Below are 19116 nucleotides of genomic sequence, written 5' to 3' on the forward strand. Positions count from 1 at the left end.
TGAAAAATCATCTTCAAAAATTTTCGCATATCAACTTTTTAGTTTACGTTTGAATTTTTTGCTGATGTAGCTTTCATTAATTTTTTACCTGAGAAATTGATGTTACGCGTAGACAGCAGCAAACCGTGCCAAATTATTTATGCCATTGCCCGGCACGATTACCTGTCGTATGTTATTGAGCCGCACATCGTTCAGCTCAACCCGAACGGAGAATTTTCCTTTACGCACCAGCGCCTTTTTAGCAATACTGCGGTAGAATTTGTTCATTGCATAGATGATACCGACCGTAAGCTCATCAAGATCCTGGAGGACATGGAACAGGGCAACGTTATCAAAAAATTCTACAAGAAACCGATCCGTCCTTTTGAGTATTTCGCCAAGATTTTCAACGACCAGCTTTTTGATACCATACGCCCAAAAATAGAAAAGAAGATTGTAGAGGCACTTGGCCTGTTAGGTAGCGGCAACAAGCAGCTTTACCTGATGAGTAAAGAAGGTTATCCGGCCGGGCGCAAAGTGCATATAGCAGCAGAACCCGCTTCTGTATTGTTTCACTTTCGCCGCAATGAGGAGGAGATCCGTTATTTCCCTACCATCAAATATCAGGGCATGCGGATCGAGTTCATGTTTAAAGATGCCGAGATCATTTGCAACCACCCCGCATGGATGCTGCTGGATGATACCCTATATTACTTTGATAAAGAGATTGAAGGCAAAAAATTACAGCCTTTTTTAAATAAGCGGTTTATATCGATACCAAAATCATCCGAGCAATCTTATTTTGAAAAATTTGTTGCCCCGCTTATTGAAAAACACAACGTTTATGCTGAAGGGTTTGTCATAAATACCGAAAAGTACGATGCTACACCTTTTTTGAAACCTATTTATGTAGAAGGCGGCACGTCTCAGTTACAGCTTTATTTTAAATATGCCGGGTATATTTTTCCTTACGGAGATGGCAGAAATGTATCTGTCCGGATGGAAAAAACAGGAGATGATTACCTTTTCCATCGCATTAGACGTTCGGTTACCTGGGAGAAGGGCAAACTACAGCAATTGGAAGCGATGGGTTTGCAAATCACCTCATCGCTGTTTCAGAATTTAGAGGTGGCCACTGCGGATGATGATACTGATAAATCTTTCCCCGTTTTTGAATGGCTTAACCAGCACCATGACGAGCTGATAGAAAAAGGCTTTGAACTGGAGCAGCCCGACGGGCAAAAGCGGTACGTATTTGGCACCACTAAGATTGATCTGGAGATAAGTGAAAATAACGATTGGTTCGATATCAACGCGGTGGTGTATTTCGGCCCGTACCGCATTCCCTTTATCCAGTTAAAGAACCATATTCTCAACCATAAAAAAGAATTTATACTGCCCTCGGGAGAGATAGCCGTTATCCCGGAGCAATGGTTTTCGCAATACGGTAACCTGCTGCATTTTAGCGAAGGGGGCGACGGCTTGAGACTTCGCAGGCACCACATTGGCCTGGTTGGCGAGCTAACCGATGGTGAAATGGCCGAAACCGCCATGAACCGTAAACTACAAAAGCTTACCAATTATGAAGAAACCGAAGATGTGCCGATGCCGGTAAACTTTGCTGGCAGCTTGCGCCCTTACCAAAAGGCAGGGTATAACTGGTTTCATTTTTTGAAAGAATACCACTTTGGCGGCTGCCTGGCAGATGATATGGGCTTGGGTAAAACCATTCAAACCCTGGCACTGCTGCAAAAGCACAAAGAGGATACTGAAGCTTCGGGAAGCAAGAGCACTTCACTTGTGATCATGCCGACATCGCTAATCTATAACTGGCTCAACGAAGCGCATAAGTTTGCACCGCAATTGCGGCTGATGGTACACACCGGAGCCTTTCGCTATAAATCTGCTGAGGTATTTGCCAATTACGATGTGGTGATCACTACCTACGGAATCAGCCGGATAGATATAGAAATGTTTAAGGCTTACTACTTTGATTACGTGATACTGGATGAGAGCCAGAACATTAAAAACCCGTCGTCAAAGTCGTTTCAATCTGTCAGGCAGCTAAAATCGCGGTTTAAGCTGATACTGAGCGGCACGCCGGTAGAGAATTCGGTTAACGATTTGTGGACACAGATGTCGTTCATCAACCCGGGGCTGCTTGGCGCACAAATCTATTTCCAGAACGAATTTGTAACACCCATAGAAAAAAAGAAAGATGAAGAAAAGGCCCGCAAACTGCAGGCCATCATTAAGCCTTTTGTGTTACGCCGTACCAAGGAACAGGTTGCCACCGAGCTGCCACCAAAAACAGAGAACCTTTTTTATTGCCAGATGAGCGAAGAGCAGGCTGAGGTTTATGACAAGGTAAAATCTGAATACCGAAACGAATTACTTAGAAGCATTGAGGATGGTAGTTATGCAAAAACGCAGATCCAGGTGTTGCAGGGGCTGATTAAATTGCGGCAGATTGCCAATCACCCGCTGATGATCGATAAAGATTACGAAGGGGATTCGGGTAAGTTTGAAAACGTAGTACACACGTTGGCCAACGTGCTGGATGGCGGGCATAAAGTTTTGATCTTTTCTCAGTTTGTAAAGCAGTTAACGATTTACCGGGAGCATTTTGATAGGGAACACATTCCGTATGTTTACCTGGATGGCAGCACGCAAAACCGTGGCGATGTAGTAAAGCAGTTCCAGGAAGATGTTAAAACACGGGTGTTCCTGATCTCGATCAAAGCCGGTGGTGTTGGTTTGAACTTAACCGAGGCTGATTACGTTTTCATTTTAGACCCATGGTGGAACCCGGCGGTAGAACAACAGGCGATAGACCGCACGCACCGTATCGGCCAAACTAAAAACGTGTTCATCTACAAATTCATTACAAAAGATACAGTAGAAGAAAAGATCCTGGCGCTTCAGCAGCGTAAACTGAGCGTAGCGCGTTCTTTGATCACCACAGAAGAGAGCTTTATCAAGTCACTTTCAGCTGATGATATTAAGGAAATATTAGGGTAGCCATGAAGTCCGTACAACGCTCAGCTGGCCACAAAACAAAACAACATAATTTTCGTATAGCTAAATAAAAAGATTCATCATGAAAAAAATCCTACTCCTCACATTACTTACCATCAGCACTATTACCACATTTGCTCAGCGCAGGGTGGTTTGCTGCAGTAATCCAACTGCTACCCAACGGTTTGCCATGCTGGCATCTGATGAGAAATTTAAAGCATCGCACAAAAACCCGCTGGCTTTTCATTTTCAGAGTAGTATTGGCAAAACTGTTTCCTATAAAACAGCAGATGGCAAAACGTCAACGGGTTGGGAATTAAAGGCTAAAAAGCCTACCAACAATTATCTGTTAGTAATACACGAGTGGTACGGGTTAAATGATTATGTAAAACGAGAAGCAGAACGTTTATACAACGATATTGGAAATGTAAATGTAATTGCATTAGACCTTTATGATGGTAAAGTTGCCGACAATAAGGATGATGCTGGTAAATACATGCAGGCCGTAGTAGAAACCCGGGCACAAGCCATCATTAAAGGGGCAATTACCTACGCGGGTGCAAAAGCACGTATAGCAACCGTAGGCTGGTGCTTTGGCGGCGGATGGAGTTTGCAGGCAAGTTTACTGGCGGGTAAACAAGCTGTGGCTTGCGTAATGTACTATGGCATGCCGGAACAAGACATAGCTAAATTAAAAACCCTCCATACCGATGTTTTAGGCAATTTTGCAAATAAAGATCAATGGATAAACACCAAAGTTGTGGGCAAATTTGCAACCGATATGAAAGCTGCCGGTAAGAAACTTTACCTGCACCAATACGATGCAGACCATGGGTTTGCCAACCCCAGCAACCCTGCCTACGATAGTAAGGCTACAAAAGATGCATATACATTTACTACCGCTTTTTTAAAGGCGCGCTTAAAATAATCCGCCTGTTAAAATAATATTAATGGCAAGCTAATAGCTTGCCTTTAATATTATGTAATCTTGTACAAATTTTAGTTGTTGACAGCCTCCGCCAAAAAAATTCTTTCTTACCTGCTCAAAGCGGTTATTCTTTGCCTCGCTTTTGCTTTTATATACCACAAATTTTTAGGCAAAAACAATGATTTGCATCAGTTTATAACCCAATTAGCTCACATCAGCCGGCGCGGGGTAGTCATCACCCTTGTTTCTGTAGTACTGCTGATGTTTGTAAACTGGCTGTTAGAAAGCCTAAAATGGCAGTATCTCTCAAAAAGACTTGTCAATATTTCGGTATGGGAAGCTGTTGAGGCCGTATTTTGCGGGCTTACCTGGGCTATTTTTACGCCCAACCGCATTGGCGAATTTGGCGGCCGGGTGATGTTTTTGCCTGGCAGGAAACGCATCCACGGGGTATTTGCAATGGCGGTTGGCGCTTTGGCGCAAAACGTAGTAACCAACATTACCGGGGTATTGGCTACCCTATGGTTTATCTGGCGTTTTTTACCCATTAACTCCTGGTTGTTTATCGGCATAGTTGTATTGGCGATAGTGTTTTTGGGCTTGCTGACCCTATTTTACTTCAATATAAAATGGATGGTTCAGCTTTTAGATAAAGTTCGATTCCTGAAAAAATATCACCGCTTTTTTGATATCATGGCGCGGTATAATTACCGTGAGCTTACGATTGTTATAGGCTACAGCATTGCGCGCTTTTGCGTCTTTTCCTTTCAATATTATCTGGTGATCCACCTGTTGCTACCAACGCTACAGTTTTTACCGATGATGCTTACACTGCTGGTGTTTATTTTCATCCAGTCGGCCCTGCCATCATTAGATCTGCTGGATATTGGCGTACGAAGCTTTACAGCAGCGCACCTGTTTTTTTATATTACCCATCAGCAAATAGCTATTATTGCAGCGGTATCGGCAATCTGGCTTATTAATTTAATCATTCCGGCCATAATAGGTTCTGTTTTTGTTCTTAAACTCAAATTCTTTGATCGTACATAGCGTTATTTCCCTGTTTTTAACCAGCCTTTATTTGCTGGTGCTCGTCTATCTGATAAAGGGCTGGGCTGCTCTAAGACGGCCCACCACTGATGGCGCTCCGCATACTACCAAAGTAACTATCCTGATAGCTGCGCGTGATGAAGAGCAGCGGATTCGTTATACGATAGAAGATATTATAGCCCAGGATTATCCAAGGCATTTGGTAGAGGTGATCATCGTTGACGATCACTCTTCCGATAACACTGCAGATATCATCCGCAGCTACGCAGCTGATGGTATAAAGCTCATGCAGTTACAAGCCGATAAACCCCTCAACTCCTATAAAAAGAAAGCTATCGCCGAAGCCATTGCCCTCTCTACCGGAGAATTAATGGTAGCTACAGACGCAGACTGCCGTATGGGTACAAAATGGCTCTCGTCTGTTGTGGCTTATTATGAAACACATCACCCGGTAATGATCTCCTCGCCGGTAACCTACTTTGAGGAACGCAGCCTTTTTGAACGGTTGCAAACATTAGAGTTTTCATACCTGATAGGAATTGGTGCAGCATTTATTGGCAACGGGCGGGCATCAACTTGTAACGGGGCTAATCTGGCATATCGCAAGGATATCTTTTATGAAGTAGGTGGTTTTAAAGGAATCGATGACCTCGCATCGGGCGATGATGAGTTGCTGTTACAAAAAGTAGCTGTAAAATATGCCGACAGGATTGGTTTCCTCAAAAATAGCGAAGCGGTAGTTTATACGCACGCCAAGCATACCTTGCAGGAGTTTTTACAGCAACGCCGCAGATGGGCATCCAAATCTACCCGGTATAAGGATAAATGGGTGGTAGCGCTGGCCGTATGTATTTGGTTGTTTAATTTATCCCTGTTGGTTAATGCCGCATTAAGCTTTTACGACTTGTTTTTTTTCAGACTGTTTCTGGTGCAGTTTGTTTTAAAGTATGTATTTGAATTAGCCTTTTTGCTGCCTATCATGTCCTTTTTTAAGCGTACCGGTTTGGTAGGTTTGCTGATTATCCTCTCGCCAATCCATATTATTTACTTTGTTTATGTAGGACTGATCGGTAACACGCGAAAATATTCGTGGAAAGGGCGGGTGGTACGATAACATTCGTATTAGCTATAAATAGCAAACAAATCCTTATTACCAGGAATTATTGATTATTTTAGGCTGTCTATTAACATAATGCAAAATAAACAAGATAGTTCCGGCGAAGAAGAACTGATCAGATTACTGCTGAAACGGCAATCCGAGTTAAATTCATTATTGGAGATTACCCGTGCTATTAATAAAAATACGGCCACCAATGTATTGATCCAGATGCTGGAAGTAATTTTGCAAAGCTACTTGCAAATAGGCAAATTTCGCTTCCTGATAGCTAAAGACAAAGTTTACACCTGCATCTCCAAATACGGCGGGGTGATAGAATCCCCCTCGGTACTGAACAACACCTGGGAGCCCCTGAGCAAGATCAAATCACCAACGGCTCTTGCCGGTCATCCACACCCCATCATTAGCCGGTATGAATATTTTATCCCTATCTACCATAAAAATAAAGCTTTGGCCTATGCGCTGATAGGGGAGTTTGATACCAGCGGCGAAATGCTGAGTAACGATTTAACGTTTATTCAAACATTGATCAATGTTATTGTTGTAGCACTTGAGAATAAAAAACTGTTCCGCGAGCGCTTGCAGGCCGAACGGTTTCAGCGTGAAATGGAATTGGCTGTAGAAGTACAGAATATGTTGATTCCTGTGCGGGTTTTTAAAGAAGATGGCGTTGAAGTTGGTGCCAAGTACCTGCCCCATCAAAACATCGGCGGCGACTATTTTGATTTTTTCAGGCTTAATGAAAACGAGTTTCTGTGGTGTATAGCAGATGTATCGGGCAAAGGAATTTCGGCGGCGCTGCTAATGGCCAATTTCCAGGCAAGCCTGCAAGGCTTGGCCGCAATAGAGGATGACTTAACCAACATTGTAGAGCGCCTTAACAAGATTGTGATCAACAATACAAAAGGCGAGCGTTTTATTACCTTGTTCCTTGCGCGATTTAACCAAAAAACACGTAAGCTTAATTATATCAATGCCGGGCACAACGCTACTATCTTATACTGCAATGGAGAAGCGTTCCCATTAAGGTTAGGCACCACTATGATAGGTGCCTTTGATGAATTGCCTTTTTTAAATGAAGGTGAAATTGATATCGAGCCAAACAGCCTGTTTTTTAATTATACAGATGGCCTGATGGACCACGAGTTGCAAAACTTTAAAGCCTGGAGCGAGGAAAAATTGTTAGAATTTGTCATCTCCAACGGCGAACTATCTCCCGATAAATTTAACGAGGCCATGATGGAGCACATTAATGTAGTTATAAAGGGTAAGCCAATTGACGATATTACACTGCTTACCGTGAAGATCTCTTAAACGGTATAACAATTCCTTATCAACAGTTTATCTTAATTTTCTTGATGCGGCTTGCAATGCTGCATGTTCGCTTAAAACCCATCCTTGTATCTGTGTATAATTGATGTAGTAATTTGCATATCCAATGCTTTGATTTACTAATATTAGCACTGTATATTTGCGCGCCGCGACTTCCGCTACCAAAAAGCGCCAGCCCATACGGTTAGGTAAAAAATGTCTTTTACGGTAATAAAACAAGGTAGTTTTCTTCCGTTTACTACATCAATTTTAGTAACAATTGGTGGCAGCATCAATCCAAAAAAAGATCATCTAAGATCTTCCGCATTGTATTTTCACAATAACAATAATAATATATCATGGCTATTAATTTAAGGAAAGGGCAACGCATAAATATTGGCCTTTCGAAAATAAGCGTCGGCCTTGGCTGGAATCCAAACGAGGGAACCGGTTACGATTTCGACCTTGACGCATCGGCTATCATGATCGGCACCGACCGGCTGATCCCATCAGAAGAATTTTTCATTTTTTATGGCAATACCGATTCGCCCGAAGGGTCGCTTCACCACTCGGGCGATGATCCAACCGGGGGCAACAGTGATGGCGGAGATGACGAAGTAATTAATGTAGACCTGGATAAGGTGGACCCGCGCATCAACGAAATACTGTTTGTGGTAACTATTCACGAAGCTGCACAAAGGCGGCAGAATTACGGGCAGGTTAGAGAGGCTTATATCCGCATTGTTGATGAAGCCAACGGCGCAGAGATAGCAAAGTATGAACTGGACGAAGATTTTTCGATAGAGACCGGTATTGAATTCGGACGCCTTTATAAAAGGGATGGCAATTGGAAGTTCGAAGCATCGGGCATCGGTTACAGGGAAGATCTTGCTTTCTTCCTCAGTAAATATTTCAAAGGGCAAATCATTAAATAAAATGGCAATTAACCTAATCAAAGGGCAGACCATCGATCTGCGTAAAAATGAAAAAGGCGCTGATTACAACCTATCTGCCGTAACAATTGGCCTGGGCTGGGATGTCCGGAAAAAAGAAACGGGCTTTTTCAGCAAATTGTTTGGTAATGACAAAGAAGAGGAAGAGTACGACCTGGACGCTATCGCTTTTTTGCTGGATAGCAATGGAAAGGTGGCAAATCCCGGCAGAACAATTGAAAAGCCTAACGGCACCAGCGTCAGGTTTTACGGGGGCGATATCGTCTTCTTCAACGCTATGCATCATCCGTCCGGTCACATCTGGCTTACCGGCGATAACCGGACGGGTGCAGGCGATGGCGACGATGAGCAGATCATTGTTAAATTAAACGACCTTGACCAAAAATACCAGCGGATAGTTTTTTTAGTGGCCATTTATCAGGGCAAGGCAAAGTACCAGCACTTTGGGTTAGTAGAAAATGCTTTTATACGGGCGGTGGATAAAATGGGTCATGAAATAGCCAAATTCAGCTTATCAGGCAACAGTACTTATAACGGTATGTGTTCTATGATTTTTGCGGAAGCCTACCGAAAAGATAATTCATGGAGTTTCCGGGCCATTGGTGAACCTCACTCTACCGATAATTTTGTAGAGCTACTTAAAAACTACAGGTAGCACCTACAGGTTCGGCAAGGCAGGTGCGTATTATTGGCTGCTTTAATTAACCTTAAGCCAGCCGGTAATGCTCATCCGCGCTTTAGCGGTTACCAGTACCTCATGCTCCAGCTCGGTACTTTTAAAAAAAACGCTTTTGCCGTTCATGGGCGAAATGCGCTGCTCATGATCCGGGTGATGGATGCATAATTCTCCGCCGTCTGCCAAAACCCAGCCTGCATTTAAGTACATGATCATGGAGTATGCCCGCTTGCCATTATTTTGAAACTGATCAAGGTGCTTTTTGTAATACCGGCCCTTTTCATAAAGCGTGTAGTGGAATTCATACCCCGTGATACCCGTATAACAGGTGCGATTGAGGTAAGCGATAAAACTGTCCATAAAATCGAAAAAGGCATTCTCGTACGTATCGTTGTGCTTGCGGTCCAACCAATAAATACGGTCGCCCCTTATTAGTTTGTTGTGTGATACAAGGGTATTATTACCCGTCCCTGCTGCTTGCAGTAATTTGCCTGCAAACAATGTTTCAAGGTTATTTTTGAGGTGCCCGGATAATGCCGCGGTTAAAAAATCTTCTGAAATACCTACGTTCGTATCCAGGTAACTATCTATAAAATTGCTAAAGATCTCTTCCAATAAAGGGTGCATCACAAAACGTGATCGTGCATTTTGGTGAAGGTATGCTTAATTACCGGGTTAAAACCATTCTGCCGCTAATGAGTTGTGTTACCTATGCGATACTTATCAAAACAGCAAGCTACGCCCATAATGATTGGTGCCGAGGTTTTTATAGAACCCGGCCAAACACCCGCAGAAATAGATACTTGGTTTTTGCGGTTAAAAGAGGCCGGGATGAAAGTAACCCGCATACGGCTGTTTGAAACGTATCTGCGTAAACCGGATGGCAGCTGGGATTTTGACTTGTTTGATGCCGCTTACCAGGCTGGTGATAAATACGGCATTAAAATCTATGGCAACCTATTCCCCGCAACTGCTTTTACCGACCTTGGCGGTTTAAAGTTTCCGCGCGACGAGGATCATTTGACAGCTATTGCCAACTATATCAAACACGTAGTATCCCATTTTAAAAATTTTGATTCATGCTATGGCTGGGTACCGGTGAACGAACCGGGAGTGGGTAGTTTTCCACAGGACCCTTATGCAACAAGTAAATACCTGGAATGGAAGGCCGCCCAGGCCCATCCGGATTATAACAGCAATGGTTATGATCATTTCGACTTTGCAGATGAGCGTTTCCTGCTGTATTACAACACCTGGTTCTTAAAATGGCTAACCGATGAGATTCACCGGTACGATCCTGGCAGCATTATCCACGTAAACAATCATGCTATATTTAAAAACGCAGCGGAATATAACTTTACCGACTGGCGCGAATTCCTAACCAGCCTGGGAGGATCCGCTCATGCCAGCTGGCATTTCAGCTATTTTAACCGCAGCCAGTACACACTTGCGGTTGCTGCCAATTGTGAAATGCTCCGCTCCGGCGCGGGAGAAATCCCTTGGTTTATGACCGAGTTGCAGGGCGGCAACAATACCTACAGCGGGTTTTTGGCGCTATGTCCCACAGCCGAAGAGATCAGTCAGTGGTTGTGGACGGCCATTGCTGCAGAAAGTAAAGGCGCTATTTTCTGGTGCCTCAACCCGCGTTCATCCGGTATTGAAGCCGGCGAATGGGCGATGCTCAACTACCATAACCAACCATCAGACCGGCTGCTAGCAGCTACAGATGTGATGCGCACCATTAATCAGAACCTTAATTTATTTGAAAATGCCAAAGTGGTTGAATCTGGCATTAACATTCTGTATACCCGCGAATCGTTGTGGATAGAAAAGAAACTGCAAACCGGGGGCAAAAGCTACGAGGGGAGGGACGAGGGCGGGGTAATGCAATCAGCAATAGCCTATTTTGAGGCCTTGAGCGAAGCCGGGATACAAGCCAACTTTAAAGAAATAAGCGAATTTGATTTTTCAGGGGATAACTATCATGGAATTGCTATCATCCTGGCCCACCAGATCGCTATCCCTTCTAAATACTGGCCAGTACTGAGCTCGTTCGTGGAAATGGGCGGTAAATTACTATTAGATGGCTTGAGCGGCTATTATGACGAAAATGCGGTAGCAACTACACGACTGGGCTTCCCGCTTCGTGATTTGCTTGGTGGCGATGTTTTAGAGTATAAAGCAATAGATGAGATAGATATTTTGCAGCTAGGCAGGAATGTACTGCCGGCGTACCAATGGAAGGGCTTACTCCATCCTACAACCGCCCAATGCCTATCTGCAGAGCAAGGGCAGGCCGCTGCCATGAAAAACTCTTTTGGCAAGGGTACGGTTTGGTGGTTACCAACACTTGTTGGTTTAGGCAGCCGGATCTCTGAAGACTACAACCATCTGAACGTATTCCTCAAAAGTATCCTGGAGTATAAATCTTTAAACATCCCATTTAAATTTAACGCGCCTCAAAAGCTAGTGCTGATGAAAACGATGAGAAGCGGCACCGATCTGCTAACCGTCGTTATCAATAAATCCACGGTGCGGCGTGAGTTTACACTTACCATCACCCCCTTTGCTTTACAGCCTGATGTATTGTTTGCCAATAAGGGTGGAAAAATAGGCGGCAATCATATCAGTATAGACCCCGAAGAAACAATGGTTATTAAATGGAGCTAAAATGCAGCTTTTTGATTGCTGTTACTACAGTTTCTTCCGCATTACGTAATCATTCATCCAATAAGGTCCGATAGCAATATCCTCTTCATAAGCAATTTCGAATCCCATTTTTTCATAGAAAGTTCTGGCCTTATTATCCCTGTTTACGTTGAGATCCAATGTAGATTTTCCCGCTTCTTTGGTTTGTTCAACCACAGCATTAATTAACATTTTGCCATAACCCTTGCCTTGAGTTACCGGCAGGCAGTATAGTTTGTGCAGTTTGTAAATTTCCGGATCTTCCCCTCTTGGAGAATATGCAGCGAAAGCTACAGGTTGCCCATCGGCTACCAGTAATAAAAAAGTCTGCGATCCATTTTTTACCTGGTCTGTTATTTTATCAGGTGAATAAATAGTGCCAAGCATATAAGCAACCTGTTCTTTACCTAAAAGCGGCTCATAGGTTGGCCACCAGGTTTGTTCTGCTATTTGCAAAATGCTGTCAACGTCGGCTTCTGTGGCTTTCCTTATTAAATACATGCAATTCTCTCTCTTTAAATACGGTAAGGCAACTTAATATTTATACCGATCGCCCCAGAGCTTTTTTAATTTTTCTTTCGATTCGTTTTCTTTGGCGTTATTACCCGGCTCATAAATTTTTGTTCCGCGTATTGCTTCGGGCAAAAAGTCCAGGTCGGCAAAGTTGCCTTCAAAACTGTGGGCGTACTTATAATTTTTGCCATAGCCTATGTTTTTCATCAGCTTGGTTGGGGCGTTGCGCAAGTGAAGCGGCACGGGCAGGTCGCCGGTTTGCCTTACAAGAGCAATGGCAGCGCCAATGGCGGTAGTAGCTGAATTGCTTTTGGCCGATGTTGCCAGGTAGATGACCGTTTGTGACAGGATCAGCTGCGACTCGGGCATGCCGATCACCTGCACCGCATTGAAACAGCTTTGCGCGAGCAGTAACGCATTCGGGTTGGCGTTACCAATATCCTCTGATGCCAGGATCAGCATGCGGCGGGCAATAAATAAAGGGTCTTCCCCGCCAACGATCATCCGTGCCAGCCAGTACACCGCTCCGTTAGGGTCACTGCCCCGCATGGATTTGATAAAGGCCGAGATAATATCATAATGTTGTTCGCCGGTTTTATCATACAGCGCCATGTTTTGCTGTACGTGCTCCAGCACTACATCATTGGTGAGCACTATTTTTTTACCATCAAATGCGTTTACCAGCAACTCAAAAATATTAAGCAGTTTGCGGGCATCACCGCCACTAAGGCGAAGCAGCGCTTCGTGCTCCTTTACAGTAATGTTCTTGTTTTTTAATACTACGTCTTCTTTTTTCGCCTTATCGATCAAATCCAACAGATCCTGTTCTTCTAAAGGTTTCAAAATATAAACCTGGCACCGGGATAGCAAAGCGGAAATCACCTCGAAAGAAGGGTTTTCTGTAGTTGCGCCGATCAGTGTTACAATGCCCCGTTCAACCGCCCCTAATAGGGAATCCTGCTGCGATTTGGAAAAACGGTGAATCTCATCGATGAAAAGGATCGGTAAAATTTCTCCCTGCTCTTTTAGTATAGAGGCCTTTTCTATTACCTCCCGTACATCTTTCACACCCGAATTGATAGCGCTAAGCGAAAAGAAAGGCCGGAACAATGATTGCGAAATAATATAGGCCAGCGTAGTTTTACCAACCCCGGGCGGCCCCCAAAACAGCATAGATGGCAAAGAGCCGGATTCAATGGCCTTGCGAAGTACCGCACCAGGCCCCACCAAATGTTTTTGACCCACATAATCATCCAGTGATTTGGGGCGCATGCGTTCGGCTAATGGCGGCAAATTATTCATAAATGTAAAATTCGGAAATGGAAACGCCAAATCCTAAAATGATTAGTAAGTTAGTTGGCGGTTATTTGTTTTATATCTGGTGAAGAAAAACGATCTCTTGTATTGTTTCAGTTTAGTTACTGCACCGGGGATGTTGATAACTATTATATCATAGGATCTATTGGCTCCGGGCCGAACCTTGTACATAAGGTTAATTTGCTGGCGCTTATCTTTAGTTTAAGTTTGGAATTTAATGGAAGCCTGGCAAGATAGGTTTAAACCATACATGGTACCATTTTTAGTTATAATTGTTACTTAAATTACTTGTCAATAGATCCGAATGCCAAAACAGTTCACCTCCGCTACTTACCATCCCATTTGTGATGAACTCGCTTTGATGGATCCTGATTTTGCCGATGTTATCCAAACTCACGGCTACCCGCCACTGTGGAGCCGGCCCAATACTTTCGAAACCCTGGTACATATCATTTTAGAACAGCAGGTATCACTGGCATCGGCGCTTTCGGCATTAAACAAATTGCGTGAGCGTGTACAGGAAATTACACCAGCTAGGGTTTTGTTGCTTACAGATGCAGAACTGCGAGACTGTTATTTTAGCCGGCAAAAATCTGCCTACGTCAAATATCTGGCAGAAGCAATCATCGGTGGGCGTATTGATCTTGCGGCTTTTGAGCAAATGGAGGACCAGGAGATTCGCAGCAGTTTATGTGCCCTCAAGGGCATTGGCAACTGGACGGTTGATGTTTATCTGATGTTTGTGCTGAAGCACCCGGATATTATGCCGCTTGGCGACCTGGCAGTTGTCAACGCCATGAAACGGTTGAAGAAGCTGCCCAGGGAAACAAGTAAAGAAGAGCTAATGTCAATTGGCGAACAATGGAAACCCTATCGCACCGTAGCAAGTATGTTGTTGTGGCATTATTATTTATCGTCGCCGGCTCCAAAAAGATCTAAGACAAAAAAGCAAATACTTTAAACACCCTAATTAACAGGGGCTTTTAGCTAACTGAAGCGCGTTTACTCAAACACTTCTACCTCACCATCGTGTAAAGCCCAAACCATATAAGGGTGCGTATCGGCGTGGTAAATATCTCCCATATTGCTGATGCCGATTACGCCGGCAAAGCCGTCGTAAGGTTTCATTTCGTCTAATGTTTTTTCTGTAGCCAGCGAGAGTGGCATACCATCAGTTACGCGGGTAACTATTTTGGTAGCAACAGATCCGCTTGTAATATCTTCGCCCACGCCGGTACACGAAATGCCCGCAAAGGCGTTGGCATAATTGCCTGCCGTTGTTGCCGAATCGCTTACTCTGCCCGGAATTTCAAAGCCTTTACCACCTGTTGAAGTAGCGGCGGCAATGTCTCCATAAATATCAAGTGCTACGCAGCCAACGGTACCGAGGCGAATGGAGTCGCTGAGTTTCTTTTCGTATTCTTTCCGGCGCTGTGGAATTTCTGTATTAAAATAGGCAAAGCCATTTTGTTTAGCAAAGTTACAGGCACCGCTTCCACTTAGCACACGGTCGTCATACTCCATCAGTTTTTCAGCCACACAAATAGGGTTCCGGATATCTTCTATATTGATCACGCCAGAAAATCGTTGGGTTTTGCCATCCATAAGCGCTGCGCTTAAACGGATCTTACCATCGCTTTGGATCTGTGAACCGGTTCCTGCGTTAAAAAGGTCACAATCCTCCAGCAGGCGCACCGTATAAACAACGGTTTGGGCAGCCGTGTGGCTTTCCAGAAATTTATGGCCAAGTACAACAATTTCATGCAGAGCATCTTGCTTAGCTTTTTTAACTTCCTGATTGGTCCCCGATTCGCTGAAAAAACCTCCGTGAATAATTAGCTTCATTGTAGTAGATCGTTACTGCTATCCTGGGTGGAAATAAATACACCCTCCTCAACCTTAACTGCTTGTTTGATGATCATTTTGTGCTGTTCGAGATCGTATTTATCAAATATCGACATCACATGCACTTTCAAATTTTCTATAGAGACCGGGCTGCCAATTTCTACATCATAAACATTAGTTTCCACAATATTAGTGCCATCAACCAGCATTACCAGGCCAGAACCAATAGCTTCCATCATACTGCCTTCCGTTACCAGCAAACCGGCATCCTCGCCCAAGCCAATTCCAAGTATGCCGGGGTTGGTAGCTACCGCATATAATAACCTACCGATGCGGCCGCGCTGCACAAAGTGCGTGTCAACAATAACCGAATCGATGAAACCAAGGCCAGCTGTAATTTGCACCTCGCCTTTAATAAGCGCTTCGTTGCTTTGCCCACGGTAAATCATGTGAGTAGATGCAGCAGCAGCGCCTGCAGATGTGCCGGCAATTACAAAGTTCTCTTCGTTATAACGCTTTTTTAAGATCTGAAGGAATTGTGTGCCGCCAAAAATAGCGGTAAGCCGCAGTTGGTCGCCCCCGCTAAACATCACTACGTCTGCTCTGCTGATCCGGTCAAGATATTCCGGATTGGTAGCATCTTCGCGGCTTTTAATATGTAAAATATTTACATGGGTTACATTCAGCTGGTTAAAAGCCTTAGTATATTCATTGCCCACTAATTCCGGGATTTGCGAGGCTGTGGTGATCACCTCTACCAAAGAAGCTTCCTTTTTTGCCGATTCATTGATAATGCGGCGAAGGATCCCCTTTTCGAAAAATTTAATATAATGCGGCTGTGCGATATGTTCCAGCACACTTACGTTACTGCCCATATCAACAGCACCACCAATTATCACTAACTTTCCTTTTGGGCTACTCATTTTTTACATCAATTTATACAAATTAAAATAAAAATCATTAAAATGGTGGCAATTAATTAATAAAAACGCATTTTTCCGCCTAAAGATTTTATTAGATTGATAAGTTTTTTAGATTTAAAAACTTATTATCCCTCTTACTCCTTTTGATACTACACCTATGAAGATAGAAAACATACAAGTACTGCGCGGCCCCAATATTTGGAGCATCAGCCGCAAAAAGTTAATTCAAATGCGGCTGGATCTGCTGGAGATGGAGCACCGCCCCACCAATGAAATTGATGGCTTTTACGAACGGATGAAAGCACTCATTCCTTCGTTATACACTCACCGCTGCTCACCAGGTGTTCCGGGTGGTTTTTTTGAGCGGGTAATTGCCGGCACCTGGATGGGGCACGTAATTGAGCACATCGCTTTAGAAATTCAAACCCTTGCCGGTATGGAGACAGGCTTTGGCCGTACCCGCGAAACCAAAACACCAGGTGTGTATAACGTGGTTTTTGCTTACCTGGAAGAAAAAGTGGGCGTTTTTGCAGCAGAATCTGCCGTAAATATTGCGCAGGCATTAATAGACGGCACCGAGTACGATCTGGAAAAAGACATCCAGGAGATGCGCGAAATACGTGAGAACACCCGCCTTGGCCCTAGTACGGGCGCTATTGTTGAGGAAGCTATCGCACGGAACATCCCCTGGATCCGCCTGAATAAGCAGTCGCTGGTACAGCTGGGGTATGGCAAAAACCAGGTCCGCTTCCGCGCTACTATGACGGAGAAAACCAGCAGCATTGCTGTAGACATAGCCAGCAATAAAGATGAGACGAAGCGCCTTTTGCAGGAGCAGGCTATCCCGGTTGCTAAAGGCATGACCATTAGCAGCGCCGAACAGGTGATAGAAGCGATAGACCGGATAGGTTTCCCGCTGGTGTTTAAACCGCTGGATGGTAATCATGGCCGTGGCATCAGTATCAACATTCAAACCATACAGGATGCAATCGCTGCTTATGAATTTGCTGCCCGCATCTCGCGCCGTGTCATTGTAGAACGCTTTGTAACCGGATACGATTTCAGGGTGCTGGTAATTGATAATAAAATGGTAGCCGCCGCCCTGCGCGATCCGGCGCACGTAGTAGGGGATGGAGAACTGACCGTTCAACAGCTGATCGATAAAGAAAACACTGATCCGCGCCGCGGTTATGGCCATGAAAACGTGCTAACCCTGATAGATATCGACCGTGATACGTTAGACTTGCTGGAGAAAAAAGGCTATACACTAGAAACCGTTCCGGAAAATGGTGAGAAAGTGTTTGTAAAATCTACCGCCAACCTCAGTACTGGCGGCACCTCCGTTGATGTTACCGACCATGTACACCCGCAAAACGTTTTTATTTGTGAACGTATCTCCAAAATCATTGGGCTGGACATCTGCGGCATCGACATCATGGCACGAAACCTTACCGAGCCATTGACCGAAAACGGTGGTGTGGTGCTGGAAGTAAATGCTGCCCCGGGCTTCCGGATGCACATAGCGCCAAGCGAAGGTTTGCCGCGCAACGTAGCAGGCCACGTAATAGATATGCTTTATCCTACTGGTAAATCAGCACGCATCCCGATTATTGCAATAACGGGCACCAATGGTAAAACCACTACCACACGTTTAATAGCCCATATTGTTAAAAATAATGGCCACAGGGTAGGATTTACCACATCTGATGGTATTTACGTGCAAAACACCATGATGATGAAGGGCGATACCACAGGCCCGGTTAGCAGTGAATTTATACTAAAAGACCCGACGGTTGATTTTGCCGTGCTGGAGACCGCCCGGGGCGGCATCCTGCGCTCCGGCCTTGGCTTTGGTTTCTGCGATATTGGTGTAGTAACTAATATACAGGAAGATCACCTTGGCTTATCAGATATCCACACGCTGGATGACCTTGCCCGGGTAAAAAGCGTGGTGATTAATTCGGTAAAAAAAGATGGCTGGGCAGTACTCAACGCCGACAATAAGTATTGTGTTGAAATTGGCAAAAAGGCTGATTGTAATGTGGCCTACTTTAGCCGTGATGAAAAAAACCCGGTCATTGTTTCGCATTGTAAAAAGGGCGGTATTGCCTGCGTTTGCGAAAACGGCTTTATCACTATTCAAAAGGGCGATTGGAAAATCCGCGTACAACGCACCATTTTGATACCGCTTACATTTGGCGGCACTGTTGCGTTTATGATAGATAACGTAATGGCAGCAACCTTAGCTACATTTTTACACGGATTCAAAACGGAAGACATCAAAATGTCGCTGGAAACCTTCATCCCTTCGGCCGCTCAAACCCCGGGGCGGATGAATATTTTCGAGTTCAAGGATTTCCGCTTTATGATTGATTTTGCTCACAATCCGGATGGCTTTAACGGGATCAAACAATTCCTCAGCCATATAGATTCTCCGCTGAAAATCGGCATTATCGCCGGTACCGGCGACAGGCGCGATGAGGATATTGTGGAACTTGGTAAAATTGCTGCGGAAATGTTTGATTACATTATCCTCCGCCAGGAAAAACACCTGCGCGGCCGAACCGAAGAGAACATTCTTGATCTGTTGAAGCAAGGAATTGCCTCTGAAGGTAATAACACACCTTTTGAAGTTGTGCCAAAAGAAGTAGACGCGATTAAACACGCCATGAGCCTGGCTCAACCGGGCGCATTTATCACCGCCCTGAGCGACGTGATAAGTAACGCGATAGAAACGGTACAAAACTACCAGGAGCAGGAAAGAAATGGTTTATTCAATGTGTAACATTAGCTTGTTT

At 44.4% G+C, this 19116-nt stretch carries 15 protein-coding genes; 10 read left to right on the forward strand and 5 right to left on the reverse strand.

From position 1 onward, the window contains the following. Positions 1 to 99: 99 nt before the first annotated feature. The 7 genes from A0256_05510 to A0256_05540 all read left to right on the forward strand — a co-directional run bounded on the left by A0256_05510 (position 100) and on the right by A0256_05540 (position 9011). Positions 100 to 3000, forward strand: coding sequence for a helicase SNF2 (locus A0256_05510; protein ID AMR30919.1), 2901 nt, complete (start codon positions 100 to 102; stop codon positions 2998 to 3000). Between the two features lie 79 nt (positions 3001 to 3079). Continuing rightward, entirely contained in the window at positions 3080 to 3925 is an 846-nt protein-coding gene (locus A0256_05515) for a dienelactone hydrolase (GenBank protein ID AMR30920.1), read from the forward strand. A 78-nt stretch (positions 3926 to 4003) separates the two neighbouring features. Further along, entirely contained in the window at positions 4004 to 4975 is a 972-nt protein-coding gene (locus tag A0256_05520) for a hypothetical protein (GenBank protein AMR30921.1), read from the forward strand. Beyond that, complete coding sequence (locus tag A0256_05525) at positions 4962 to 6089, forward strand: glycosyl transferase (GenBank protein ID AMR30922.1); 1128 nt, start codon at positions 4962 to 4964, stop codon at positions 6087 to 6089. Before A0256_05520 ends, A0256_05525 begins: the two co-directional genes overlap by 14 nt. Before the next feature lie 78 nt (positions 6090 to 6167). After that, on the forward strand, positions 6168 to 7406 hold the full coding sequence (locus tag A0256_05530; GenBank protein AMR30923.1) for a serine/threonine protein phosphatase: 1239 nt from the start codon (positions 6168 to 6170) through the stop codon (positions 7404 to 7406). A gap of 356 nt (positions 7407 to 7762) precedes the next feature. Beyond that, positions 7763 to 8338, forward strand: a complete 576-nt coding sequence (locus A0256_05535) for a chemical-damaging agent resistance protein C (GenBank protein AMR30924.1) — start codon at positions 7763 to 7765, stop codon at positions 8336 to 8338. A 1-nt stretch (position 8339) separates the two neighbouring features. After that, complete coding sequence (locus A0256_05540) at positions 8340 to 9011, forward strand: tellurium resistance protein TerX (protein ID AMR30925.1); 672 nt, start codon at positions 8340 to 8342, stop codon at positions 9009 to 9011. Positions 9012 to 9053: 42 nt separating this feature from the next. Here the strand turns inward: A0256_05540 and A0256_05545 are convergent, their stop codons facing one another. After that, the gene (locus A0256_05545) at positions 9054 to 9659 is read right to left on the reverse strand and encodes a proline hydroxylase (GenBank protein AMR30926.1); all 606 of its coding nucleotides are present in this window, start codon (positions 9657 to 9659) and stop codon (positions 9054 to 9056) included. A gap of 84 nt (positions 9660 to 9743) precedes the next feature. Between A0256_05545 and A0256_05550 the strand changes: the two genes are divergently transcribed. Further along, positions 9744 to 11702, forward strand: a complete 1959-nt coding sequence (locus A0256_05550; protein ID AMR30927.1) for a hypothetical protein — start codon at positions 9744 to 9746, stop codon at positions 11700 to 11702. Positions 11703 to 11726: 24 nt separating this feature from the next. Here the strand turns inward: A0256_05550 and A0256_05555 are convergent, their stop codons facing one another. After that, positions 11727 to 12221, reverse strand: coding sequence for a GCN5 family acetyltransferase (locus A0256_05555; protein ID AMR30928.1), 495 nt, complete (start codon positions 12219 to 12221; stop codon positions 11727 to 11729). A gap of 33 nt (positions 12222 to 12254) precedes the next feature. Continuing rightward, the gene (locus A0256_05560; protein ID AMR30929.1) at positions 12255 to 13535 is read right to left on the reverse strand and encodes an AAA family ATPase; all 1281 of its coding nucleotides are present in this window, start codon (positions 13533 to 13535) and stop codon (positions 12255 to 12257) included. Between the two features lie 319 nt (positions 13536 to 13854). Here A0256_05560 and A0256_05565 point away from each other — a divergent pair, with 319 nt between their 5' ends. Then, complete coding sequence (locus tag A0256_05565; protein ID AMR30930.1) at positions 13855 to 14511, forward strand: 3-methyladenine DNA glycosylase; 657 nt, start codon at positions 13855 to 13857, stop codon at positions 14509 to 14511. A gap of 41 nt (positions 14512 to 14552) precedes the next feature. Here the strand turns inward: A0256_05565 and A0256_05570 are convergent, their stop codons facing one another. Further along, entirely contained in the window at positions 14553 to 15395 is an 843-nt protein-coding gene (locus A0256_05570; GenBank protein AMR30931.1) for an asparaginase, read from the reverse strand. Beyond that, positions 15392 to 16318: a cyanophycinase gene (locus A0256_05575; protein AMR30932.1), complete on the reverse strand. Its 927-nt coding sequence runs from the start codon at positions 16316 to 16318 to the stop codon at positions 15392 to 15394. The genes A0256_05570 and A0256_05575 overlap by 4 nt, the downstream gene beginning before the upstream one ends. 157 nt (positions 16319 to 16475) lie before the next feature. On the opposite strand from A0256_05575, the gene A0256_05580 reads away from it, so the two are divergent. Further along, positions 16476 to 19103 (forward strand): cyanophycin synthetase, encoded by a 2628-nt coding sequence (locus tag A0256_05580; GenBank protein AMR30933.1) that lies wholly within the window; start codon positions 16476 to 16478, stop codon positions 19101 to 19103. The last annotated feature ends 13 nt before the right edge of the window (positions 19104 to 19116 follow it).

Source organism: Mucilaginibacter sp. PAMC 26640, assembly GCA_001596135.1.
GTDB lineage: Bacteria > Bacteroidota > Bacteroidia > Sphingobacteriales > Sphingobacteriaceae > Mucilaginibacter.